This window comes from Paracoccus sp. NBH48 (assembly GCF_015390265.1).
Classification (GTDB): Bacteria; Pseudomonadota; Alphaproteobacteria; order Rhodobacterales; family Rhodobacteraceae; genus Paracoccus; species Paracoccus marcusii.
Genome location: NZ_VUOJ01000006.1, coordinates 41,130 through 65,034 on the forward strand (window position 1 = coordinate 41,130; position 23,905 = coordinate 65,034).

Sequence of the window (23,905 nt, forward strand, 5' to 3'; positions counted from 1 at the left end):
GATGTCCGTCCCCTCCGCGAGCACGCCGACACCGCGCGTCCCCGAATCCGGGGGCAGCGTGGTGATATCGGTTGACGCCATGGGTGGCGACCGCGGCCCCGCCGTCGTCGTCGCAGGCATGGCGGAAAGCGCCGAGAAGAACCCCGAGATCCGCTTCATCGTCCATGGCGACGAGGCAGAGCTTGCGGGCCTGATCGCGCGCCGCAAGGTGCTGGCGGGTCGCTGCGACATCCGCCATGCCGCGGGCGTGGTGACGATGCATGACAAGCCCAGCCAAGTCCTGCGCAGGGCGAGGGCACGTCGATGTGGTCCACGCTGGAATCGGTCAAGGCCGGAGAGGCGCAGGTCGCCGTGTCCTGCGGGAACACCGGCGCGCTGATGGCGCTTGTCGATGCTGCGTCTGCGCAAGCTGCCGGGCGTGAACCGGCCGGCCATCGCCTGCCTGTGGCCGTCGCGCAACCCCCAAGGGTTCAACATCATGCTGGACGTGGGCGCGGACATCCGCGCCGATGCGCATGACCTGCTGCAATATGCCCTGATGGGGGCATCCTATGCGCGCAACGGCCTGGGCCTGCCCATGCCGCGCGTCGGCCTGCTGAACGTGGGCACCGAGGAACACAAGGGCCGCGCCGAACTGAAGCAGGCCCACGAGATGATCGAGCAGGCCGCCGCCGGCAGCTATACCTATGTCGGCTTCGTCGAGGGTGGCGATCTGCCGTCCGACCGCGTGGATGTGATCGTCACCGACGGATTCACCGGCAATGTCGCCTTGAAGACCGGGGAAGGCACGGCCAAGCTGGTCGGCGACTTCCTCAAGGACGCCTTCTCGAATTCGATCATGTCAAAATTTGCGGCCGTCCTGGCCATGAGCTCGCTCAAGCGCCTGCAGAAGCGGATCGACCCGCGCCGCGTGAACGGCGGCATCTTCCTGGGCCTGAACGGCACGGTCGTGAAATCGCACGGCTCCGCCGATGCGACCGGCGTGTCCGCGGCCATCAAGCTGGCCTTCACCCTGGCCAAGTCGGGTTTCCAGGACCGCCTGGCCGCCCGTGTGGCCCAAGGTGCCGCGGCATCCGCCAGCGCCACCGATACAGGAGCATCGTCGTGACGCGTCGTTCGGTCATCTGCGGCACCGGGCATTACCTGCCTGAACGCATCGTCGAGAACAGCTGGTTCGAGGACAAGCTGGACACCACCGACGAATGGATCCGCTCTCGCACCGGGATCGAGCGTCGCCACTTCGCGGCCGAGGGCCAGACCACCAGCGACCTGGCCATACGCGCCGCCAAGGCCGCGCTGGACCGCGCAGGCATGACCGCAGACGACATCGACGGTGTCGTGCTGGCGACCTCCACCCCCGACTTCACCTTTCCGGCCGTCGCGACCATGGTCCAGGCCGGTCTGGGGATGAAGCGCGGCTTTGCCTATGACGTGCAGGCCGTCTGCGCGGGCTTCGTCTTTGCGCTGGCCAATGCGGACGCGATGATTCGCGCGGGCCAGGCCGACCGCATTCTGGTGATCGGGGCCGAGACATTTTCCCGGATCATGGACTGGACCGACCGCGGCACCTGCGTACTGTTCGGCGACGGCGCCGGCGCGGTCGTCCTGCAGGCTGAGGACGGTGCGGGCACCAGCGATGACCGGGGCATCCTGGCCAGCGACCTGAACAGCGACGGCACCTATCGCGAGCTTCTGTATGTCGATGGTGGCGTATCCTCCACCGGAACGGCAGGCCAGCTGCGGATGCAGGGCAACCTCGTTTTCCGCCACGCGGTCGAAAAGCTGGCCAAGACGGCGCATACCGCGCTGGACCGTGCCGGGCTGACGCCTGCCGACGTGGACTGGCTGGTCCCGCACCAGGCGAACATGCGCATCATCACCGCCACCGCGCAGAAGATGCAGCTGCCGCTGGACAAGGTCGTACTGACCGTGGCCGATCACGGCAACACCTCGGCCGCGTCGATCCCGCTGGCCCTGTCCGTCGCCGATGGCCAGGGTCGGTTCGCGCCGGGCCAGGTTCTGGTGACCGAGGCGATCGGCGGCGGTCTCAGCTGGGGCGCCGTCGTCCTGCGCTGGTAGGCTATTTCAGCAAGGCATCCTTGCTGGCGCGGCGGTTCATCCCGCCCGCGGGCCGTTTTGCGCGATCATGGCCCGACTGACAGGCCACGCACAGCTGCACCCCGGGCTGCGCGGCGCGGCGTGCCTCGGGGATCGGTTCGTCGCATTCCGCGCAGACCCGTGCGCTGTCGCCCACCTGACGGCGCGACGCGGCCAGCCGGGCGCGGGCGATCGCCTCGGCCGTGTTGACATCGATCTGGTCGTTCACCGCGTCGTCGCGGGCCCATCCGCCTGCCATCCTGTCCTCCATCGCTATCCTGCGTCATCAACAGATGGGAAGCATCGCGCCGGAATCAATCGCCCTGCCCTGTCCGAAGGCGTGCCGGCGCATGACAAGTATCGGGCGGGGAACGATTTCCCCGCGGGCCTCGTTGACAGCCATGGGAATTCGAACCATCCTTCCCGCATTCAAGAGGATCAATCATGGGCGACAAGACCTTGACCCGGATGGACTTGGCCGAAGCGGTATTCCGTGACGTCGGCCTGTCCCGTCACGAATCGGCACAGCTGGTCGAAAGCGTGCTGGACCACATCTCGGACGCGCTGGTGCAGGGAGAGCAGGTCAAGATCTCGTCCTTCGGCACCTTTTCGGTGCGCGACAAGAACGAGCGGATCGGCCGCAATCCCAAGACCGGCGAGGAGGTGCCCATCACGCCCCGCCGCGTGCTGTCCTTCCGGCCCTCGCACCTGATGAAGGATCGCGTGGCAGCCGGAAACAAGCGATAGCCCCGGCCCGACCCCATGGCGAAAGGCGCAGAGGCATTCCGGTCGATCGGAGAGGTGGCGGCCCTGATCGGCGTCGCGCCGCATGTCCTGCGCTATTGGGAGACGCAATTCTCGGCGCTGAAGCCGATGAAGCGCCCCGACGGCAGACGCTACTATCGCCCCGCCGATGTCGAGATGGCAGCGGGCATCTGTGCCCTGCTGCGCGACGACGGGCTGACGATTCGCGGAGCGATTCGCCAGATCGCCACCGACCGCGGACAATCCGTCCGCAGGCGGGGCGCACAGCAGCTCTCTCCGCAATCGGACACGGCACCCCCTGCCCCCGCACCCGCGCGCATCGCCCCTGTCAGCCCTCCGTCGCAACCGCCCGTCTGGCTGGCACGCCTCAGCGATATGGCGCGTCATCTGCAGCAGATTTCACCCGCCGATCGACGCTGGCCGCGGGCCAAGCCTGCCGTCATGCGGCTGGCGCAGGCCATGTTGAGCCTGTCCTGATCCCCGCATGCGATTTGTCAAAGTTTTCCGCGCCCAGGCCCTTGTGCTGGCCTGCCGGATCGCTTTATAGCATGCGCGTCGGGCCGTGGCGCAGCCTGGTTAGCGCGTCCGTCTGGGGGGCGGAAGGCCGAGAGTTCGAATCTCTCCGGCCCGACCATTCCGAAAACGCCCATCCTTTTCCAAGGGTGGGCGTTTCCCTTATCCCCCACCCGCATCAGGGGCTTGCGACATGAATGGCGTTCTGCCCGACAGCGATATCCGCGATCTGATCGACCAGGGCGTCATCCGCGCCGATGCCCCCGTTACGTCCGAACAGATCCAGCCCGCCAGCCTTGACCTGCGGCTTGGCCGCACCGCCTATCGCCTGCGTGCCAGCTTTCTGGCGGGGCGCGGGCGGCGCATCGCGGACCGGCTGGCCGATTTCCAGATGCACCAGATGGACCTGTCCGACGGTGCCGTGCTGGAACGCGGCTGCGTCTACCTGATCCCGCTGCAGGAGCGGATCGCCCTGCCTGCGGGCATGTCAGCGGTCGCCAACGCCAAGTCATCGACCGGGCGGCTGGACCTGCTGACACGGTTGGTGACCGATGACGGCACCGAATTCGACGCCTGCCCGAGGGTTACGACGGACCGCTTTACGCCGAGATCTGCCCGCGCAGCTTTTCGGTGCTGGTGCGGCCCGGCATGCGCCTGAACCAGCTGCGCCTGCGCCGGGGACAGGCCGTCCTGTCGGACGCCGATCTGACCGCGCTGCATGCGGATCAGCCACTGGTGGGCGGTGCGCCGGTGCTGATCGATCACGGTCTGGGCTTCTCGGTCGATCTGCGTCCTGCGCAGGGCGATCTGGTCGGCTATCGCGCCCGGCCGCATAGCGGGGTGATCGATCTGGACCGCATCGGCGCTTATCCCGTGGCAGAGTTCTGGGACGAGCTGCGCACGACCGAAGGCCGCCTGATCCTGGATCCCGGCGCCTTCTATATCCTGGTCAGCCGCGAATCGGTGGCGATCCCTGCCGATTACGCGGCCGAGATGGCGCCCTATCTGGCGATGGTGGGGGAATTCCGGGTCCATTACGCGGGCTTCTTCGATCCCGGCTTCGGCATCGGGGATGAGGGGCACGGGGCACGCGGCGTCCTCGAGGTGCGCTGCCACGAGGCGCCCTTCGTGCTGGAGCACGGCCAGACCGTCGGCCGCCTGGTCTATGAGCGCATGGGCGCCCGCCCGCAGCGCCTTTACGGCGAGGGGATCCGGTCGAACTATCAGGGTCAGGGCCTGAAGCTGGCCAAGCAGTTCCGTTAAAGCGGCCCGGTCTGCCACAGGCGGACCTTCAGCCCGCCATGGGCCACGATCGGACCCGGTGCCTTCCACGGCAGGGCCGTGGCCTTGGCCAGTCCGGCCTCGGACGTGACCATGCCGATGCGCCACCCCTGGAACCGGTCACGAAACACCGTGCCCATCTGGCCGTGCAGGCCGAACAGCGGACCCTTGTTGCCGATCCGGGTGCCATAGGGCGGGTTCACGATCACGATGCCCGGTGGGCCGTCGGGGCGCTGCAGGTCGGTCACCTGCCCGGCCTGGAACCGCGTCACCGCGGTCACGCCCGCACGGGCGGCATTCGCCTCGCTCATCCGGATCGCGCCGGGATCACGGTCGAAACCCAGGAACCGGACGGACGGGTCACGCGGCGCGGGTGCAGCATTCATCTTGGCGAATGCAGCTGTGTTATAATTCGCAAATCGCTGGAACGCGAAGCCGCGGCTGCGGCCGGGCAGCAGGCCCAGGGCGATCTCGGCAGCCTCCAGCACGAAGGTGCCTGATCCGCACATCGGGTCCAGCACCGGCTGGCTGCCGTCAAAGCCCATCTCGGCTAGGAACATCGCGGCCATGGTCTCGCGCATGGGGGCCTTGGCGACGGCCTCTTTGTGGCCTCGCTTGTGCAGCGATTCGCCTGTCGTATCCAGGCTGAAGGTCACCAGGTCGTCCTCGATCCGCGCCTTGACGGTGATCGACGGGCCGCGATCCTCCGGCGTGGCCAAGGGGGCGCCCAGCTCCTCGGTAATGGCGCGTTCGATGCGCTGCGTCGCAGCGCCGGCATGATAGATCCGGGAGGCGCGACAGATGCTCTCGACCCGCACGGGCAGGTCGCGGGGCAGCAGGTCCGCCCAAGGGAACTTTCGGGCGCGCTTGTCCAGCTGGGCCAGGTGCATGGCGCGGAACCCGCCGATGCGGGCCAGCACGCGCGTAGCACCGCGCAGCATCAGGTTCGCGCGCCAGACATCGGTCCAGCCGCCCGTGATGGCGACGCCGCCGGGCTGGATCACGCCGGTCCAGCCAAGGGCCTTGGCCTCGGCCGCCAGCGGCGCCTCGAGGCCGGGGGTGGCCACCAGAAAGATCTCGAAAGGGGTGTTGTCCATCGCGCAGCCCTAGCGCGCGTCGCGGGGAAAGCCCAGCCTCAGCGACGCGTCAGCCGCGACAGGGTCCGCATCTTGCGCGCCAGGTCCTGCATCTGCGCATCGCTGCGGCGCTTGCCCAACCCCGACTTGCCGAACCCTGCCTTGCCGAAACCCGTCTTGCCGGACCCGGTCTTTCCACGCGACAGGGTGCCCAGCCCCTTGTTGATGCCCCAGGTCATTGCACGGCGCGCGACAAGGCGGGTGAACATGCTGATCAGCTGGTTGGCGTTCATCGCTTACTCATCCTCGAACAACTCTTCGGGGTCGATATCGGGGTCCGCATCCCCGCCGACAAGGGGCAGGCCCAGACCATCGGCGGGCGGGCGCGATTCCAGCAACCCCGCCGCGCGCAGTTCCGCAAGCCCGGGCAGATCACGCGCCGATTCAAGGCCGAAATGGTCCAGGAACGCCTCGGTCACGATATAGGTCGCGGGACGGCCGGGCGTCATGCGGCGGCGGCCGACACGCACCCATTCCATCTCAATCAGCTGGTCCAGCGTGCCACGGCTGAGGGCGACACCGCGCACCTCCTCGATCTCGGTCCGGGTGACCGGCTGATGATAGGCGATGATCGCCAAGGTCTCGATGGCGGCGCGCGACAGGCGGCGGGTGTCCACCGTCTCGGTCTGCATCAGGAACGACAGGTCGGGCGCGGTCCGAAAGGCATAGCCGTCACCGATGCGTTCCAGGACCACGCCGCGCCCCTGATAGGTCGCGCGCAGCCGGGCCACCGCCGCGGCCGGGTCGCAGCCCTGCGGCATCCGCGCGGCCAGATCGCGCAGGCTCATCGGCTGCACGGCTGCGAACAGGATCGCCTCGACCATGCGGGCCTGTTCGTCCAGCGCCGGAGAGGTGGGGTCAGCTGTGGTCGTCATGGGACTTTTGCCGGTAATGGATGGGCGCGAAGGTCTGCGCCTGCCGTATCTCCAGCCGGCCCTGGCGCGCAAGCTCCAGCGAGGCGGCAAAGGTCGCGGCGGTGGCGCTGCGCCGCCGCTTTGGGTCGTCCGACCAGCCATCGGGCAGGAACACCGACAGGTCGGTCCACTGGCCGGTGAACCCGATCATCCGCCGCAACCGGTCCAGCGCCTGTTCCATGGTGAAGATGTCATGCCGGTCGAACGCATAGGGGCGGAACTCGTCGCGCGTCTTGAGCCGGGCATAGGCACGCATCAGGTCGATCAGCCCTGCCTGCCATTGGGTGCGGCGGGTGCGCGCGACGGTTTCGGGGGCGCCGCGGGCGAAGCGCGACAGGCCAAGCCGGTCGCGGCCCATCAGCTGCGCCGCCGCCTGCCGCATCGCGGCCAGACGCTCTAGCTGGAAGGCCAGATGGGCGGCCATGTCCTGGGCCGAGGGACCTTCGGCCTCGGGGTCGGGGGGCAGCAGCAGGCGGGATTTCAGGAAGGCCAGCCAAGCGGCCATGACCAGATAGTCGGCCGCAAGCTCGATCCGCAGGGCGCGGGCCTTCTCAACGAAGGCCAGGTACTGTTCGGCCAGGTCCAGCACCCGGATCTTGAGCAGATCCACCTTTTGCGTGCGCGCCAGCGTCAGCAGCAGGTCCAGCGGCCCCTCATAGCCGTCGACATCGACGATCAGCGCCTCGTCCGCGCGCCGCTGCGCGACATCGGCATCGGCGACGGGCTGAAGATAGGGAACCTGTCTGGCCACGAAGCCTCCTTGGCACGGGCGCAAAGGGTCATACCCCCGCGCCTGCCTGTCAAGCGCTCAGCACCCGCCACTGATCGGTCAGGGCGGCGATGTCGGCCTGTGCCGGAGTCTGTCTGCGGGTCAGGGCGGCGTCGGCGCGGCGCATGGCATCCCGCGTCATCGGACCGGCGGCCTCGACCACAGGCGCCATCTGGTCGATCGTGCCGTTGCAATGCAGCACCAGATCGCAGCCCGCCGCGATGGATGCGGCCGCGCGTTCGGCCTGCGTCCCCGACAACGCGTTCATCGTGATGTCGTCCGTCATCAGCAGGCCGTCGAATCCGATCCGGTCGCGGATCAGCCCGATCATCCGGCGCGAAGCCGTGGCGGGCCCGTCATCCAGCGCCGGAAAGCGGATATGCGCGGTCATGCCCATCGGCAGATCGTTCAGCGCCCGGAACGGCGCGAAATCGACCGCGTCCAGTTCGGCCTCGGTCGCGTCGACCACGGGCAGGCCGTGATGGCTGTCGACCTGTGCGCGGCCATGGCCGGGCATGTGCTTGACCACCGGCAGAACGCCCGCGGCCAGCAACCCGTCCGCCGCCGCACGGCCCAGCTCAGCCACGCGGTCAGGGTCGGTGCCCAAGCAGCGGTTGCGCAGGAAGGGATGTGTGCCGTCCTGCGCCACGTCCAACGTGGGGGCGCAGTTCGAATCGATGCCCACGGCCCGCAATTCCTGACCGATCAGGTGATAGTACAGCCACATCGCCTGCGGTCCCGCCCGCGCTTGGTCCAGCGGCGCCGGCCAGTCGGTCCAATGGGGCGCGCGCATGCGCTGCACGCGGCCGCCCTCCTGGTCGATGGTGATCACGCAGTCGCGGCCCACGGCCTCGCGCAGCTGCGCGGTCAGGCGGCGCAGCTGATCGGGCGAGTCGACATTGCGTCCGAACAGGATGAAGCCCCAGGGGTCGGCCTTGCGAAAGAACGCGGCCTCGTCCGGCGTCAGGGACAGACCGCCGACGCCGCCCAGAATGGTTGCGTTCTGCACGGCCTCAGCCGCCAAGCGCCAGGCAGTCGGTCCCCGAGGATTGCAGCGCGGAACAGAACTGCCGCGCCTCGGACAGCGAATCAAAGCCCGCGACCCGCAGCCGCCAGAAGGTGCGGCCGTTCGACTGATGCTCCTGGATGACCGGCGACTTGCCCGAGAACAGGCCGCCATTGCGCCCCGCCAGCCGCTGCCATTCGCCATTGGCGATGGAGTCGCTGTCGAACGCGCCGACCTGCACGACGGGACCGCTGGCGCTGCGCGCTGCGGCGGGTGCCGGGGCCGGCGTGGGTGCTGCCGCGGGACGGTCGGGGGCCGGCGCCGGGGCCTGGGCCAGGGCGGTCTGCGCGGCGACGGGCGCGGGTGCCGCGGCAACCTGCGTCACACGGGGGCGCGGCGTGGGGGCGGGCCGATGCGACGACCACGGCGGGGTTCGCCTCGGCCTGGGCCTGGGCCAGCGCCTCGGCGATGGCTGCGGACTGTGCCGGAAGACCGTTCTCGTCGGTGACGACCTCGGTCACCGCACCCTCGCTGGCGGGGGCGTCGATGATCGCGGCTTGATTGACGGCGTGATCGGCCAGGGCGCGTTCGGCGGCGGCGGCCGCCTCGGCCTCAGCCAGGGCGCGGGCCTCGCTGTCGGACAGCGGCACGATGGGCTCGCCCGCGAAAGTCAACGGCGTCTCCGACGGGTTCGAGGGTTCGCGGGCGGTGGCGCCCAACTCTCCCATGGCGACGTCATCGGCGGACAGGTCCACCGGTGCCGGCGCGATCGCGACCTGCTCGGTCGGCGACAGGACCTGCCCACCGGCGACCGAATTCACGGCCAGTCCTGTATGGTTGGTCAGCTGACCGCCCGGATCCTCGGCGGTGGTGCGGGCTTCGCCCTGGACGGCGCGGATGACGGGCACGCCCGACACGTCGCGCGACACCAGCTGCCAGCCCCAGGCCATCAACCCGACCATCAGCGCCACCGATGCGACCGCGCCCATGTAATGGGTCACCCGCGCCAGCCGCGCCGGCAGGCCGTCGGCCTGCCCGGGGTGCTGTGCCTGACCGGCAGCCGCTGCCGGCTGTCCGTTCTGATCGTAAGAGAATTCGCGCTTCACCTTGTGACGCGAGAAAACGTAGCCGCCTTCGCGGAAGTCCATCACTGCCATGTTCGCCTGCCCGCCGGTTGTCCCGGATTAACTTTTGCCTGCTCTCAGCCTTCCCCGGCGGCGACGCATTCGGTCAGCGCATTTCTTCCGCCGGAGTGACGCCAAGAATAGCGAGACCAGATGAAATAACAACGCCAACCGCCCGGACCAGCGCAATTTTTCCTTGGCTTGTGACCGCGTCGCCATCCTGGATGAATCGCAGCGACATGTCGTCATTGCCGCGATTCCACAGCGAATGCAGGTCGGATGCCAGTTCATACAGGAAGAACGCCACGCGATGGGGCTCGTGCGCGCGGGCCGCGTTCTCGACCAGGCGCGGCCATTCGGCGACCTTGCGGGCCAGTTCCAGCTCGGCCGAGTGGGACAGGACGGACAGATCGGCATCCGCCAGGGTCGAATCGTCGACCGCGATCCCGGCCTCGGTCGCGCGGCGCAGCACTGAATGGACGCGGGCGCTGGCATACTGGACGTACCAGACCGGGTTGTCCTTGGACTGTTCCAGCACGCGGGCAAAGTCGAAATCCAGCGCCGCGTCGTTCTTGCGTGTCAGCATGATGAAGCGCGTGACGTCGGCCCCCGCCTCCTCGACCACGTCGCGCAGGGTCACGAAGGTGCCGGCGCGCTTGGACATCTTGAACGGCTCGCCGTTCTTGTACAGCTTGACCAGCTGGATCAGCTTGACGTCCAAAGGCACGCGGCCGTTCGACAGCGCCTTGACCGCCGCGTTCATCCGCTTGACGTAGCCGCCGTGATCGGCGCCGAAGACGTCGATCAGCTGATCGAAGCCGCGGTCGATCTTGTCCCAGTGATAGGCGATGTCGGGCGCGAAATAGGTCCAGGCCCCGTCCGACTTCTGGATCGGCCGGTCCACATCGTCGCCATGCGCGCTGGACCGGAACAGCAGCTGCTCGCGCGCCTCCCAGTCCTCGGGCAGCTTGCCTTTCGGCGGCTCCAGCACGCCGCGATAGATCAGGCCCTGCGTGTCCAGGCGCGCGATCGCATCCTCGATCCGGCCGGTGCCGTACAGCGCCTTCTCGCTGGAATAGACGTCCATCTCGACGCCCAGGATCGCCAGGTCGCCGCGGATCTGCTCCATCATCGCCTGCGTCGCGAATTCGCGGATCTCCTCCAGCCATTCGGCCTCGGGGCGGTCCAGCAGGCTGTCGCCGTACTTGGCCTTCAGCGCCTCTCCGACGGGGATCAGATAGTCGCCGGGATACAGCCCCTCGCGGATCTCGGGCTCCAGCCCGTTCGCCTCGCGATAGCGCTCGTATGCCGAGCGGGCCAGCACGTCGACCTGCGCGCCGCCGTCATTGATATAGTATTCGCGCGTGACGTCATGGCCGGAGAACGCCAGCAGCCGCGCCAGCGCATCGCCGAAGACCGCGCCGCGGACATGGCCCACATGCATCGGACCGGTAGGGTTGGCGCTGACGAACTCGACGTTGACCTTGGCATTCGCCCCAAGGTCGGACCGCCCGAACTCGGTGCCGGCCTGCAGGGCCGACCGGATCACGCCCTGCCAGACCACCGGAGACAGGCGCAGGTTCAGGAAACCGGGGCCCGCAACCTCGGCCGCGCTGATGCGGGGGTCGGTCAGGCGCGCGGCCAGGCGGTCGGCGATCTCGCGCGGCTTCATGCCGGCGGGCTTGGCCAGCACCATCGCGGCATTGGTGGCCATGTCGCCATGCGCCGGGTCGCGGGGCGGTTCGACCGTGACATTGGCGGTATCCAGGCCTGCGGGCAGCTCTCCTGCGGCGGCCATCTGGTCCAGCGCCTCGACGACGACGCCGCGCAAATCGGTGAAAAGGTTCATCATGGGCTTCCTGATTGACCCCCGGGGGTTACCCTTTCGGACGGGGAGAGGTCAACCGAAAGCCCCGCGCCACCGCCCCGCCGGCGGGACGGACGACGCAAAAGATTGACGTGGCAGCGCCTTTGGTCTACGCGATGCGGGCCTGCATCCGGCAGGCATCAAGGCGGGGCGTCCGTGTTTGCGTCCCAACTTAGCCGCCACTGCGCCAGACGGGCGCGCGGCTTGGAACGCATCGCGCCAGAACGGGCGCGGCTTAATGGAAAGCCCCGAATGACCAAGTTCTCTGATCTGAAGCTGGACCCCAAAGTGCTGCAGGCCGTGCTGGAAGCCGGCTACGAGACGCCGACGCCCATCCAGCAGGGGGCGATCCCGCCCGCCCTGGAAGGCCGCGACGTGCTGGGGATCGCGCAGACCGGAACCGGCAAGACCGCCAGCTTCACCCTGCCGATGATCACGCTGCTTGGCCGTGGCCGCGCCCGCGCGCGCATGCCGCGCAGCCTGGTGCTGTGCCCCACCCGTGAGCTGGCCGCCCAGGTGGCCGAGAATTTCGACACCTATGCCAAGCACACCCGCCTGACCAAGGCGCTGCTGATCGGCGGCGTCAGCTTCGGCGAACAGGACAAGCTGATCGACCGCGGCGTGGACGTGCTGATCGCCACCCCGGGCCGCCTGCTGGACCATGTCGAGCGTGGCAAGCTGCTGCTGACCGGCGTTCAGATCATGGTCGTGGACGAGGCCGACCGCATGCTGGACATGGGCTTCATCCCCGATATCGAGCGCATCTTCCAGCTGACGCCCTTCACCCGCCAGACGCTGTTCTTCAGCGCCACCATGGCCCCCGAGATCGAGCGGATCACCAACACCTTCCTGCACTCGCCCGAACGGGTCGAGGTCGCGCGCCAGGCCTCGGCCAGCGAGACGATCACGCAGCGCCTGATCCAGCTGACCCCCACCCGCCGCGACATGGCCGCCAAGCAGAAGCGCGACCTGCTGCGCGCCCTGATCGACGCCGAGGGCGAGGGCCTGACCAACGCCATCGTCTTCTGCAACCGCAAGACGGACGTCGACATCGTCGCCAAGTCGCTGGCGAAATACGGATACGACGCGGCCCCGATCCACGGCGACCTGGACCAGAGCCAGCGGACCCGCACGCTGGAATCGTTCCGCGACGGCAAGCTGCGCCTGCTGATCGCATCCGACGTCGCGGCGCGCGGCCTGGATATCCCGGCGGTCAGCCACGTCTTCAACTATGACCTGCCCAGCCATGCCGAGGACTATGTCCACCGCATCGGGCGCACCGGCCGCGCGGGCCGTCTTGGCACCTCGATCAGCATCGCCGTGCCGTCCGACGACAAGTATCTGGCCGCGATCGAGCAGTTGCTGAAATCCTCGCTGCCGCGGGTCGAGGCACCGGCAGGATTTGCCGGTGGCGACGCGCCCGCGCGCGACGACCGCAAGGCCAAAAGGCAACGCCACGGAGGATCGCAAGGGCGGATCGCGCGAACGCGGCCGTCGCCGCCGTCGCGACGAACCCCGCCCCGAGGCGGAAGCCGCAGCGCCCCCCGCACCCGTCGCGACCGCAGCCGAACCGGAGGCCCGCATGGAGCCCAAAGCGCAGCCTGAACCCCGCCCCGAGCCCGAAGCACGCGCCGAGCAGCCGCGCCGCGAGGAGACCCGCAAGGACGAACGCCGCGAGGATCGTCGTGACGACCGCCGCGGCGACCGCCGGGATGACCGTCGCGACGGACGCCGTGGTCGCGATCAGGACAACCGCGGGTCGCAGGTGATGGGCATGGGCGATCACATCCCCCAGTTCATGCTGGTCGAACTGCGCAGCGTCGGCCTGTCGGACGACGCCCCGACCGAGACCGGGGCAGAGGCCCCCGCCGCCGATCCCGCCCCCAAGCCCGCACGCCGGTCGCGCGGCCGCGGTCGCGGCAAGGCGCAGGCCGAGACGGCGACCGAAGCCCCCATCGAAGCCCAACCCGAGGCCACGCAGCCCGAGAGCGTGCCGGCCGACGCCGTTCAGGACGCGCAGCCCGTGGCCGAAGCGCCCGTTCAGGCAGAGGCACCGGCGGTCGAACCCGCCGCGGAACCCAAGCCCAAGCGCACCCGAGGCCGCAAGAAGGTCGAGACGGCCGAAACCGACGCCCCCGCCGCCGAGCCGGTCGAGGAGACAGCGCCCAAGCCCAAGCGGACGCGCAGCCGCAAGCCCGCCACCGATGCGGCAGAGGCCCCCGCCGAAGCTTCGGTCGATGCGCCCAAGCCCACCCGTCGTCGCAAGGCCGCGACCGCCGATGCCGCGACGGACGCGCCGGAAAAGCCCAAGCGTACCCGCCGCAAGAAGGCCGACGCCGACGCGCAGCCCAAGGACGCTGACGCGCAGGCCTGATGCGCCGCACGCGTCGCCCGCTATCCCGACTGCGCGGGGGCCGTCCGCCCCTGCGCAGTCTTCTGCCCGATCTGGCCCTGGGCCTGATCGCCGCCCTGGGCCTTGCGCCCCTGGGCATCTGGGCCGCGACGCCGCTGGCGATGGCCGCGCTGATCTGGCGGCTGTCGCCCCTGCCCGCCGCCGCCGTGTTCTGGCACGTTCTGGCCGCGGGCTTTGGCTGGTTCGCCCTGTCGCTGTCCTGGATCACCGAACCCTTCCTGGTCGACATTGCCCGCCACGGCTGGATGGCGCCCTTTGCGCTGATCCTGATGGCGCTTGGGGGTGCCCTGTTCTGGGCGGTCCCGGCCGGCGCGGCCGCCCGTCTGGCCCGCGGTCCCGCTGCGCAGGCCACGGCGATCGCTGCGGCACTGGTCCTGTCGGACTGGCTGCGCGGCTGGATCTTCACCGGCTTTCCCTGGGCCCAGATCGGCCATGCATGGATCGACACGCCCGTCGCCCAGATGGCCGCGTGGACCGGGGCCCTGGGCCTTGGCACGCTGACGATGGCGCTGGCCGCACTGCCGGTCCTGTTGCGCGGGCGCGCGGTGATGGCGATAGCCCTGGCCGCGGCCCTGCTGGCAGGTCCGTGGATCGCGGGGACGATGCGGCTGGCCGCACCGATGCCCGCCGACCGGCCCGTGACCCTGCGGATCGTGCAGCCCGATGCGGCGCAGCACCTGAAGTGGGACCCCGAATGGTCCACGGTCTTCTTCCAGCGCCTGCTGGACCTGTCCGCCGAACCCGGCCCCCGCGATCTGGTCATCTGGCCCGAGACTGCCGTGAACTTCCTGCTGGAGGATGCCGACGCGGTCCTGCCGATGATGTCCCAGGCCGCGGGCGCGCCCCTGGTCATGGGCATCCAGCGCCGCGAGGGCAGCCGCTTCTTCAACAGCCTGGCGACCGTCGTGCCGGGCGGACAGGTCACCCAGGTCTATGACAAGTTCCATCTGGTGCCGTTCGGCGAATACGTCCCCTGGGGCGACGCACTGGCCCATCTGGGCATCGGCGCCTTTGCCGCGCGGCAGGGCAACGGCTATTCCGCCGGTCCCGGACCGCAGATCATGTCCGCGCCAGGCGTCCCCGACTTTCAGCCGCTGATCTGCTATGAGGCGATCTTTCCCCAGCACCTGCGCCATCTGGACCAGCGCCCCGGCTGGCTGCTGCAGGCCACAAACGACGCATGGTTCGGCACCCTGTCGGGCCCGTACCAGCATCTGGACCAAGCCCGTCTGCGCGCGATCGAGACGGGGCTGCCGCTGGTGCGCGCTGCGAATACTGGGGTCAGCGCGGTGATCGACGCCCGCGGGCGCATCCTGGCCAGCCTGCCGCTGAACCAGCCCGGCAAGATCGACGCGGCGCTGCCCGGCGCACTGCCCGCGACGCCGTGGCTGGCGGTCGGGAACGTGCCGGTCGTGACGCTGCTGCTGGTGGTTCTGGGCCTGGCCCTGTGGCCGCGCCGCCGGGGGCGCGCGGCCTGACGCTGTCCGCTTGGCGACCCTAGTCGCGGATGAACCGGCTTTCCTTGATCTGATCCCAGGCCCAGACCACTTCTGACAGGCGATCCTCGTCGGAACGGTCGCCGCCGTTCATGTCGGGGTGCAGGTCCTTGACCAGCGACTTGTACTGCTTGCGGATCTCGGCGCGGGTCCAGTGATCCTTAGCCTCCAGGATGTCCAGGGCGCGGCGTTCGGTGGGCGGCAGCTTGCGCGCGCTGGACTGCGCGCGCGACTCCGGCGCGGTGCCGTTCGCGCCCAGGATCTCCAACGGGTCGCTGACGCCGTGGCGCGCCCACTTGTCCTCGGCCGCGGCGCGACCGAAGGGCTTGGTGGGGCGTTCCCAGACCGTCGCATTGTCGATGAACTGCTGGAACTCCTCCTCGGACTGGCCCTGGAAGTAGTTCCAGTTCGCGTTGTAATCGCGGACGTGCTCTTTGCAGAACCAGAAATAGTCGTCCAGGTTGCGCGGGTTCTTGGGCGCGCGATACTGGCCCGGCTCGTCGCATCCCTCGCGCTCGCAGGTGCGGGTCGAGGTCTCGAACGCCCCCGACATGCCGCGCCGCCCTTTGGTCTTGCGCTTTCTTGTCCTTGGCGGCGGAAATGTCGAAACCGAACGGGTCGTTCTTGCTCATCCTGGGGCACCTTTGCGACTCAAGGCGGGCATTTTAGGCTATCTGACGGGACATGAAACCCCTTGACGGAAAGGATATGCGGATGATCGCGGACCAGATGACCGAACGGCTGGCAGCCCTGCAGCCCACGACCCTGCAGGTGCTGGACGAAAGCGAGGATCATCGCGGCCATGCAGGCTTTCGCGACGGGGGCGAAAGCCATTTCCGCATCCGCATGGCCAGCCCTGCCTTTGCCGGGCTGACGCGGATCCAGCAGCACCGCCTGGTCCATGCGACCCTGGGCGACATCGTGCCGCGGATCCACGCGCTGGCGCTGGAACTGTCGGAAAGCCCGGACCGTTAGCGCCGTCAGGCTTGCTGCCCCCTGTCCCGCCCCCTAGAAAGCCCCCAACCTGCAGCACGAAGGGATGAGGGACATGACCGCGCCGAAGGATTTCAACGACAGGATGCTGTCCCTGGGGCTGGCCCGCGTCAGCGAGGCGGCAGCCCATGCCTCGGCCCGGCTGATCGGCCGCGGCGACGAGAAGGCCGCCGATCAGGCCGCGGTGAACGCGATGCGCGACCAGCTGAACATGCTGGACATCAAGGGCGTCGTCGTCATCGGCGAGGGCGAGCGCGACGAGGCGCCGATGCTGTTCATCGGCGAGGAGGTCGGCACCGGCGAGGGCCCCGAGGTGGACATCGCGCTGGACCCGCTGGAGGGCACCACCCTGACCGCCAAGGACATGCCGAACGCGCTGACCGTCATCGCGATGGCGCCGCGCGGCACCGCTGCTGCACGCGCCCGACGTCTATATGGACAAGCTGGCCGTGGGGCCGGGCTATCCCAAGGATGTCGTCAGCCTGGACATGAGCCCGGCCGAACGCGTGCGCGCCCTGGCCCGCGCCCGCGGCTGCGAGGACGGCGACATCACCGTCTGTATCCTGGAGCGTCCGCGCCATGAGGAGATGATCGCCGAGGTTCGCCAGACCGGCGCCGCGATCCGCCTGATCACCGACGGCGACGTGGCCGGCGTGATCCACTGCGCCGAGGCCGAGCTGACCGGCATCGACATGTACATGGGTTCGGGCGGCGCGCCCGAGGGCGTCCTGGCCGCGGCCGCGCTGAAATGCATGGGCGGGCAGATGTGGGGCCGGCTGATGTTCCGCAACGACGACGAACGCGGACGCGCGAAGAAGGCCGGGATCACCGACCTGGACCGCATCTATGCCCGCGACGACCTGGTCACCGACGACGTGATCTTTGCCGCGACCGGCGTCACCGACGGCTCGATCGTCGCCGGCGTCAAGCGCGAGCCGGGATACCTGACGACCGAGACCATCCTGATGCGGTCCAAGACCGGATCGGTGCGGCGCATGACCTATCGCAACCCGGTGAAGTGAGGTAAGGGGGGGCCCCGCGCCCCCCTGTCCCGTCCCGGGACGACCCCGGGGCCTTTGGACAAAGAAGACACATGACGGCATTTCTGGGCATCGACAGCTCGTTGACCGGGCGGCGGTGGATCGGACCGCCCGCCGATCTGGAACGGCTGGCCGAAGGGCTGGCCCAGCAGGCGGCCCTGCCCCTGCCGGTGGCCCGCGTGCTGGCCGAACGCGGCGTGCCGCCCGCCGAGGCGGCCGGGTTCCTGGCACCCAAGCTGCGCGACCTGCTGCCGGACCCGCTGACCCTGCGCGACATGGACGTCGCCGCCGAACGGCTGGTCGATGCCGCCGTCAACGGCCAGCGCATCGCGATCTTTGCCGATTACGACGTGGACGGCGGATCGTCGGCCGCCCTGCTGATCGACTGGCTGCACCAGCACGGGCGCCAGGCGACGCTTTATATCCCCGACCGGATCGACGAGGGCTATGGCCCCAACGTCCCCGCCATGACCGCGCTGGCGGCGGCGCATGACCTGATCGTCTGCGTCGACTGCGGGACGCTGTCGCATGACGCGCTGGCCGCCGCCGCGGGCTGCGACGTGATCGTCCTGGACCACCACCTGGGCGGAGAGACCCTGCCCCCCGCGCTGGCCGTCGTGAACCCCAACCGCATGGACGAGGACGGCGCCCTGGGCCATCTGTGCGCCGCGGGCGTGGTGTTCCTGACGCTGGTTCAGGCCGGTCGCGTGCTGCGCCAGCGGGGCCTGCCGCAACCGGACCTGATGGCGATGCTGGATCTGGTCGCGCTGGCCACGGTCGCCGATGTCGCGCCGCTGGTCGGCGTCAACCGTGCCTTTGTCCGCCAGGGGCTGGCCGTGATGGCGCGCAGGCAGCGGGCGGGCCTGGTCGCGCTGTCCGACATCGCCCGGCTGGACGGCGCGCCAAGCGCGTTCCACCTGGGCTTCCTGCTGGGGCCGCGCATCAATGCGGGCGGGCGCGTGGGTCGCGCCGATCTGGGCGCGCTGTGCCTGTCCTGCCGCGACGCGTCGCAGGCCGAACAGCTGGCCCGTCAGCTGGACGCGCTGAACAGCGACCGCCGCGCGATCGAGGCCGCCGTCCGCCTGGAGGCCCTGTCCCAGGTCGAGGCGCGGGGCGATGCGCGCCTGTCCTGGGCCGCGGGCGCGGGCTGGCATCCGGGCGTGGTGGGCATCGTCGCCGCCCGCGTCAAGGAGGCGACCGATCTGCCATCCGTGGTGATCGGGGTCGATCACGGCATCGGCAAGGGCAGCGCCCGGTCGGTTCCCGGCGTCGATCTGGGCCGCGCGATCCAGCGTCTGGCGCATGAGGGTCTGCTGCAAAAAGGGCGGCGGGCATACCATGGCCGCAGGCCTGACCGTCGAGGAGGCAAAGATCCCCGCCGCGATGGACCGTCTGGCCGAACTGATCGCCCGCGACCTGGCGGGCCGAACCGGGTCGGGCGACCTGCGCATTTCGGGCCTCCTGGAGCCGTCGGGCGCCACCGCGCCCATGTATCGCATGCTGGAGGATGCCGGTCCCTTCGGGCAGGCCGCCCCCGCGCCGCGCTTTGCCTTTTCCGACCAGTTGATCGACAGCGCCGCCACCATGGGCGACCGCCACCTGCGCCTGCAGTTCCGCAGCCCCGGCAGCCGCCCGATGGAGGCCGTGGCCTGGGGCGCGATGGACGGCCCGCTTGGTCCCGGCCTGATCGGCGCCAAGGGGCGGCGGTTCCACCTGGCCGGCAAGCTGGAGCTGTCGACCTGGGGCGGGCGGGAACGCCTGCGCCTGCGCCTGGACGATGCGGCACCCGCGACCGGCAACCTTTGACCCCGCCGGGGGTTCTGGTCACGACCGGACGCGGCCGCTAACCTGCCGCGACAGCGCGAAGGAGACCCCATGAAACTGACTTGGCTTGGCCATTCCGGCTTTCGTCTGCAGATCGAACAGGCCGTGATCCTGATCGACCCCTGGTTCAGCGGAAACCCCGTCTTTCCCGACGACCGGCGCGCCGAGGCCATCGACGGCGCCACGCATATCCTGATCACCCACGGCCATGGCGATCATACCGGCGACACGCTGGCCCTGGCCAAGGAGCTGAAGATCCCCGTCGTGGGCATCTTCGACCTGATCGGCCATTGGGAAAAGACCGACGAGATCGAGGGCATCGGCTTCAACAAGGGCGGCACGGTCGATCTGGGCGGCGCGCAGGTGACGATGGTCAACGCGACGCATTCCAGCTCGATCAGCGGGCCGGACGGACCGGTCTATGCGGGTCACGAATCGGGCTAACATGATCGCGGGCGACGGGCATGTTATCTATGTCTCGGGCGACACCGACATCATGGCCGACATGGAATGGATGGGCGACCTGCACAAGCCAGACATCGGCATCCTGTGCGCGGGCGGGCATTTCACCATGGACATGTCGCGCGCGGCCTATGCGGCCAAGCGCTATTTCGACTTCAAGACCGTGATCCCCTGCCATTACAAGACCTTCCCCCTGCTGGAACAGTCGGCGCAGGTGCTGATCGACGCCCTGCCCGACGTGGACGTGATCGAACCCAAGGTGATGGAGGCCATCGCGCTGTGAGCTTTCAGTCCTTCGACGACCCGGCGGGCGGGGGCGATCATGCCGCCCGCCTGACCGCCCTCCGTCAGTTGATGGCCCGGGAACAGCTGGACGCGGTCATCGTGCCGCGAGCTGACGTGCATCAGGGCGAATACGTGGCCGATGCCGACGCCCGGCTGGCTTGGCTGACCGGGTTCACCGGCAGCGCGGGATTCGCGATCGTGACGGCTGACCAGGCGGGCGTTTTCATCGACGGCCGCTATCGCGTGCAGGTGCGCAGCCAGATCGACCTTGGTCATTTCACCCCCGTGCCCTGGCCCGAGACGCGCCCCTCCGCCTGGCTGGCCGAGGCCCTGCCCCAGGGCGGGCGCGTGGGTTTCGACCCTTGGCTGCACACCCGCAAGGAGATCGCCGGGATGGAGGGCGCGCTGACCGACACCGGCATCGCCCTGATCGCGCTGGACCACAATCCGGTCGACGCGATCTGGCCCGACCGCCCCGCCCCGCCCGTGGGCCCGGCCCGCATCCACCCCGATACCATCGCCGGAGAGAGCGCGGCGCAGAAACGCGCCCGCCTGGCCACCGATCTCAAGGCGCAAGGCCAGGCAGCGGCGCTGCTGACGCTGCCCGATTCGATATCCTGGCTGCTGAACATCCGCGGCAGCGACCTGCCCAAGAACCCGGTGGTGCAATCCTTTGCGGTGCTGTCGGACAGCGGCGATCTGGCGCTGTTCGCGGACCCGGCCAAGTTCGAGGCCGACCTGCGCGCGCATCTGGGCAATCACGTCCACATCCTGCCGCATGACGCGTTGGCTGCGGCGCTGACCGACCTCGAAGGCCCCGTGCGCCTCGACCCCGGCTCCGCGCCCGAGGCCGCGTTCCGCATCCTGGAGGCCGCGGGCACCACCGTCGTCGCAGGCCCCGACCCCGCCGTCCTGCCCAAGGCTCGCAAGAACGCAGCAGAGCTTTCGGGCATGCGCAGCGCCCATCACCGCGACGGGGTGGCCATGGTGCGCCTGCTGGCATGGCTAGACCGTCAGGACCCCGCCCGCCCTGTCCGAGATCGACGTGGTCCGCCAACTGGAGGGGCTGCGCCGTGATCAGGGCATCCTCGACATCAGCTTCGACACGATCATGGGCGCCGGTCCGAACGGCGCCATCGTCCATTACCGCGTGACCGAGGCGACCAACCGTCGGCTGGCTGCGGGCGACCTGCTGCTGATCGATTCCGGTGGCCAGTACGCCGACGGCACCACCGACATCACCCGCACCGTGCCCCTGGACGATCCGCGCCCGGACGCGGTGGGGCCCTTCACCGCGGTGCTGCGCGGCATGATCGCCCTGTCGCGGGCGCGCTTTCCGACCGGCGTGACCGGGGGGCATCTGGACGCCTTGGCGCGTCAGTTCCTGTGGTCGCAGGGTCTCGACTACGATCATGGCACCGGCCACGGCGTCGGCGCGGCACTTTGCGTGCATGAAGGCCCGGCGCGGATCAGCCGCGTCAGCGACGTGCCGCTGGAACCGGGTATGATCCTGTCGAACGAGCCCGGCTACTACCGCGAAGGCAGCTTCGGCATCCGGATCGAGAATCTGATCGTCGTGACCCAGGCCGATGCCGAACCGGGCCGCCAGATGCTGGGCTTCGACACGCTGACGCTGTGCCCCATCGACCGCCGCCTGATCGACCGCGCCGCGCTGTCGGCCGACGATGTCGCCTGGCTGGACGCCTATCACGCCCAGGTTCGGATCAGCCTGTCGCCCGATCTTCAGGGGCAGGATCTGGACTGGCTGACGGCGGCGACCGAACCGCTCGGCCAGGTGTGACATCCGGGGGGTGCGGGGGGCAGGCAGCCCCCCGCGCCGCCGCGGGACGCAAACCTCACAACAGCGACAGGATGCGCGCCGCCTCGTCCCTGCACGGTGCCAGCGCGCCGCGATCCTCGCCCGGATGGAACCGCGCGCGGACGGCGGTCGGCATGGGCGCCGGCGAATCGATCAAGACCCGCGGGCCGGTCTGCACCGTCTCGGCCTGCCAGCTGCGCGCCAACGCGATCTGCGCGGCCTTAGACGCGCCGTAGGCGCCAAAGAACTTCTGCCCGCCCCGCGCATCGTCAAAGAACAGCGCCGTTCCCCGGCGCTGGCGCAGCAGCGGCTCCAGCATGGCGATCAGGCCGCGGGTGACCTCGACATTGACCAGCATCGACTTGGACCAGTCGCGCCCCTCGATATGGGGTGCAGGCGACATCGGCGCCGCATGAACCGCGCAATGCACCCACAGGTCCAGCCCGCCCCACCGGCCGGCGATGGCCTGGGTCATCTGCTTCATCGCCTCGGGTTCGGTCACGTCCATAGGCGCCAGTGTCGCCTGGCCACCGGCCGCACGGATGCGGTCGTCCAGTTCCTCCAGCGCGCCCACGGTCCGCGCGACCGCCAGCACGTGATAGCCCTGCGCCGCCAGCCCCTCGGCCAGCGCCGCCCCAAGCCCCCGAGAGGCCCCCGTCACCAGCGCCAGCCGGGTGGCGCCTGTCTGTTCGATCTCGCTCATGTCCGGTCCCTTGCCACCGCGCGTCCCCCCGCGCAACCACGAAAAAGGGGCCCCCGAAGGGACCCCCATGCCTGACCTGCCAGGACGCTCAGCGCGCCTTCAGGTCCACATAGTCGCGGCGGTCGCTGCCGACATACAGCTGGCGCGGACGGCCGATCTTGTTCTGCGGATCGCCGATCATCTCTTTCCACTGCGCGATCCAGCCCACCGTGCGCGACAGCGCGAAGATCGGCGTGAACATCGACGTGGGGAAGCCCATCGCCTCCAGGATGATGCCCGAATAGAAATCGACGTTGGGGTACAGCTTCTTCTCGATGAAGTACTCGTCCTCCAGCGCGATCTTCTCCAACTCCTTGGCGACCTGCAGCGTCGGGTTGTCGCCCACGCCCAGCAGGTCCAGCACCTCGTCGGCCGATTCCTTCATGACCGTCGCGCGCGGGTCGAAGTTCTTGTAGACCCGATGGCCGAACCCCATCAGCTTGAACGGGTCGGACTTGTCCTTCGCCTTGGCGATGTATTCCGGGATGCGGTCGACGGTGCCGATCTCGCGCAGCATCTCCAGGCAGGCCTGGTTGGCGCCGCCATGGGCGGGACCCCACAGGCAGGCGATGCCCGCCGCGATGCAGGCAAACGGGTTCGCCCCCGACGATCCCGCCAGGCGCACGGTCGAGGTCGACGCGTTCTGCTCGTGATCGGCATGCAGGGTGAAGATGCGATCCATGGCGCGGGCCAGGGCCGGGTTCACCTCGTATTTCTCGGCCGGGACCGAGAAGCACATGTTCAGGAAGTTCGACGCGTAATCGAGGTCGTTCTGCGGATAGACGAAGGGCTGGCCGATCGAATACTTGTAGGCCATCGCCGCGATCGTGGGCAGCTTGGCGATCAGGCGGATCGCCGCGACCTCGCGCTGCCACTCGTCGTTCACGTCGGTCGAGTCGTGATAGAAGGCCGACATGGCCCCCACGACGCCGACCATGGTCGCCATCGGATGCGCGTCGCGACGGAAGCCGCGGAAGAAGTTGTGCATCTGCTCGTGCACCATCGTGTGGCGCGTGACGCGGGCGCGGAAATCGTCCATCTGCGCCTCGGTCGGCAGCTCGCCGTACAGCAGCAGATAGCAGACCTCCAGATAGCAGGACTTGGCGGCCAGCTGCTCGATCGGATAGCCGCGATACCACAGCTCGCCCTTGTCGCCGTCGATGAAGGTGATGGTCGAATCGCAGCTGGCGGTCGAGGTGAAACCGGGGTCATAAGTGAACACGTCCGCCTGGCCATACAGCTTGCGGATGTCCAGAACGTCCGGGCCCTTGGTGGGCGACAGGATGGGCAGGTCATAGTCCTGCCCGTTCAGGTGCAGTTTAGCGGTCTTGTCGGCCATGCAAAGGCGTCCTTCCGGCT

General features: G+C 69.0%; 18 protein-coding genes, 1 tRNA gene and 7 pseudogenes. 15 read left to right on the forward strand and 11 right to left on the reverse strand.

The window, feature by feature from the left end; translation table 11 throughout:
• Position 1 precedes the first annotated feature (1 nt).
• Positions 2-1,108 (forward strand): annotated as a pseudogene (gene plsX, locus F1642_RS12255) (phosphate acyltransferase PlsX).
• On the forward strand, positions 1,105-2,079 hold the full coding sequence (locus F1642_RS12260) for a beta-ketoacyl-ACP synthase III (protein ID WP_045982723.1): 975 nt from the start codon (positions 1,105-1,107) through the stop codon (positions 2,077-2,079). The pseudogene plsX and the gene F1642_RS12260 overlap by 4 nt, the downstream one beginning before the upstream one ends.
• Before the next feature lies 1 nt (position 2,080).
• Here the strand turns inward: F1642_RS12260 and F1642_RS12265 are convergent, their stop codons facing one another.
• Entirely contained in the window at positions 2,081-2,356 is a 276-nt protein-coding gene (locus tag F1642_RS12265) for a DksA/TraR family C4-type zinc finger protein (protein WP_194886354.1), read from the reverse strand.
• A gap of 185 nt (positions 2,357-2,541) precedes the next feature.
• Here F1642_RS12265 and ihfA point away from each other — a divergent pair, with 185 nt between their 5' ends.
• The 4 genes and pseudogenes from ihfA to F1642_RS12285 all read left to right on the forward strand — a co-directional run bounded on the left by ihfA (position 2,542) and on the right by F1642_RS12285 (position 4,638).
• Complete coding sequence (ihfA, locus tag F1642_RS12270) at positions 2,542-2,844, forward strand: integration host factor subunit alpha (RefSeq protein ID WP_042251331.1); 303 nt, start codon at positions 2,542-2,544, stop codon at positions 2,842-2,844.
• A 15-nt stretch (positions 2,845-2,859) separates the two neighbouring features.
• Positions 2,860-3,339, forward strand: a complete 480-nt coding sequence (locus tag F1642_RS12275; protein ID WP_139599121.1) for a MerR family transcriptional regulator — start codon at positions 2,860-2,862, stop codon at positions 3,337-3,339.
• 79 nt (positions 3,340-3,418) lie between these two features.
• Positions 3,419-3,496: transfer RNA gene (locus F1642_RS12280), tRNA-Pro, on the forward strand.
• Between the two features lie 72 nt (positions 3,497-3,568).
• A pseudogene (locus F1642_RS12285) lies at positions 3,569-4,638 on the forward strand (2'-deoxycytidine 5'-triphosphate deaminase).
• On the opposite strand, the gene F1642_RS12290 reads toward F1642_RS12285, so the two are convergent.
• The 6 genes from F1642_RS12290 to F1642_RS15950 are packed head-to-tail and all read right to left on the reverse strand — an operon-like array spanning position 4,635 to position 8,866.
• A complete protein-coding gene (locus F1642_RS12290; RefSeq protein WP_194886355.1) occupies positions 4,635-5,753 on the reverse strand; it encodes a class I SAM-dependent RNA methyltransferase in 1,119 nt (372 codons plus the stop codon). The pseudogene F1642_RS12285 and the gene F1642_RS12290 sit on opposite strands and share 4 nt — an antisense overlap.
• 38 nt (positions 5,754-5,791) lie before the next feature.
• Positions 5,792-6,025 carry a hypothetical protein gene (locus F1642_RS12295; protein ID WP_194886356.1) on the reverse strand — a complete coding sequence of 78 codons (234 nt, stop codon included), beginning with the start codon at positions 6,023-6,025 and terminating at the stop codon, positions 5,792-5,794.
• Positions 6,026-6,028: 3 nt separating this feature from the next.
• A complete protein-coding gene (scpB, locus tag F1642_RS12300; protein WP_194886357.1) occupies positions 6,029-6,667 on the reverse strand; it encodes an SMC-Scp complex subunit ScpB in 639 nt (212 codons plus the stop codon).
• Positions 6,651-7,457, reverse strand: coding sequence for a ScpA family protein (locus F1642_RS12305; protein ID WP_148911323.1), 807 nt, complete (start codon positions 7,455-7,457; stop codon positions 6,651-6,653). Before F1642_RS12305 ends, scpB begins: the two co-directional genes overlap by 17 nt.
• A gap of 49 nt (positions 7,458-7,506) precedes the next feature.
• Positions 7,507-8,484, reverse strand: a complete 978-nt coding sequence (locus tag F1642_RS12310) for a glycoside hydrolase family 3 protein (protein ID WP_194886358.1) — start codon at positions 8,482-8,484, stop codon at positions 7,507-7,509.
• A gap of 4 nt (positions 8,485-8,488) precedes the next feature.
• Positions 8,489-8,866: an SPOR domain-containing protein gene (locus F1642_RS15950; protein ID WP_370582873.1), complete on the reverse strand. Its 378-nt coding sequence runs from the start codon at positions 8,864-8,866 to the stop codon at positions 8,489-8,491.
• Positions 8,867-9,038: 172 nt separating this feature from the next.
• On the opposite strand from F1642_RS15950, the gene F1642_RS15955 reads away from it, so the two are divergent.
• Entirely contained in the window at positions 9,039-9,737 is a 699-nt protein-coding gene (locus tag F1642_RS15955; protein ID WP_255522422.1) for a hypothetical protein, read from the forward strand.
• Here F1642_RS15955 and argS read toward each other — a convergent pair.
• Positions 9,712-11,454, reverse strand: a complete 1,743-nt coding sequence (gene argS, locus F1642_RS12320) for an arginine--tRNA ligase (RefSeq protein ID WP_194886359.1) — start codon at positions 11,452-11,454, stop codon at positions 9,712-9,714. The two genes, F1642_RS15955 and argS, sit on opposite strands and share 26 nt — an antisense overlap.
• A gap of 270 nt (positions 11,455-11,724) precedes the next feature.
• Between argS and F1642_RS12325 the strand changes: the two genes are divergently transcribed.
• From F1642_RS12325 to lnt, 3 genes are read left to right on the forward strand one after another with little or no spacing between them, the layout of a single operon-like run.
• Positions 11,725-13,077: a DEAD/DEAH box helicase gene (locus tag F1642_RS12325; RefSeq protein ID WP_194886360.1), complete on the forward strand. Its 1,353-nt coding sequence runs from the start codon at positions 11,725-11,727 to the stop codon at positions 13,075-13,077.
• Entirely contained in the window at positions 13,055-13,846 is a 792-nt protein-coding gene (locus F1642_RS15130) for a hypothetical protein (protein WP_194886361.1), read from the forward strand. Before F1642_RS12325 ends, F1642_RS15130 begins: the two co-directional genes overlap by 23 nt.
• Complete coding sequence (gene lnt / locus F1642_RS12335) at positions 13,846-15,363, forward strand: apolipoprotein N-acyltransferase (RefSeq protein WP_194886362.1); 1,518 nt, start codon at positions 13,846-13,848, stop codon at positions 15,361-15,363. The genes F1642_RS15130 and lnt overlap by 1 nt, the downstream gene beginning before the upstream one ends.
• Before the next feature lie 19 nt (positions 15,364-15,382).
• Here lnt and F1642_RS12340 read toward each other — a convergent pair.
• Positions 15,383-16,013 (reverse strand): annotated as a pseudogene (locus tag F1642_RS12340) (DnaJ domain-containing protein).
• Between the two features lie 82 nt (positions 16,014-16,095).
• On the opposite strand from F1642_RS12340, the gene F1642_RS12345 reads away from it, so the two are divergent.
• From F1642_RS12345 to F1642_RS12365, 5 genes and pseudogenes are all read left to right on the forward strand, one after another.
• On the forward strand, positions 16,096-16,356 hold the full coding sequence (locus tag F1642_RS12345; protein ID WP_045981785.1) for a BolA family transcriptional regulator: 261 nt from the start codon (positions 16,096-16,098) through the stop codon (positions 16,354-16,356).
• Between the two features lie 73 nt (positions 16,357-16,429).
• Positions 16,430-17,396, forward strand: a pseudogene (glpX, locus tag F1642_RS12350) (class II fructose-bisphosphatase).
• A 71-nt stretch (positions 17,397-17,467) separates the two neighbouring features.
• Positions 17,468-19,220: pseudogene (gene recJ / locus F1642_RS12355) on the forward strand (single-stranded-DNA-specific exonuclease RecJ).
• Positions 19,221-19,289: 69 nt separating this feature from the next.
• Positions 19,290-19,983, forward strand: a pseudogene (locus tag F1642_RS12360) (metal-dependent hydrolase).
• Positions 19,980-21,786: pseudogene (locus F1642_RS12365) on the forward strand (aminopeptidase P family protein). The pseudogenes F1642_RS12360 and F1642_RS12365 overlap by 4 nt, the downstream one beginning before the upstream one ends.
• A gap of 55 nt (positions 21,787-21,841) precedes the next feature.
• Here the strand turns inward: F1642_RS12365 and F1642_RS12370 are convergent.
• Both F1642_RS12370 and F1642_RS12375 read right to left on the reverse strand, forming a co-directional pair.
• Complete coding sequence (locus F1642_RS12370; protein ID WP_194886363.1) at positions 21,842-22,507, reverse strand: SDR family oxidoreductase; 666 nt, start codon at positions 22,505-22,507, stop codon at positions 21,842-21,844.
• Between the two features lie 88 nt (positions 22,508-22,595).
• Positions 22,596-23,885 (reverse strand): citrate synthase, encoded by a 1,290-nt coding sequence (locus F1642_RS12375; protein ID WP_045981779.1) that lies wholly within the window; start codon positions 23,883-23,885, stop codon positions 22,596-22,598.
• Between the last annotated feature and the right edge of the window lie 20 nt (positions 23,886-23,905).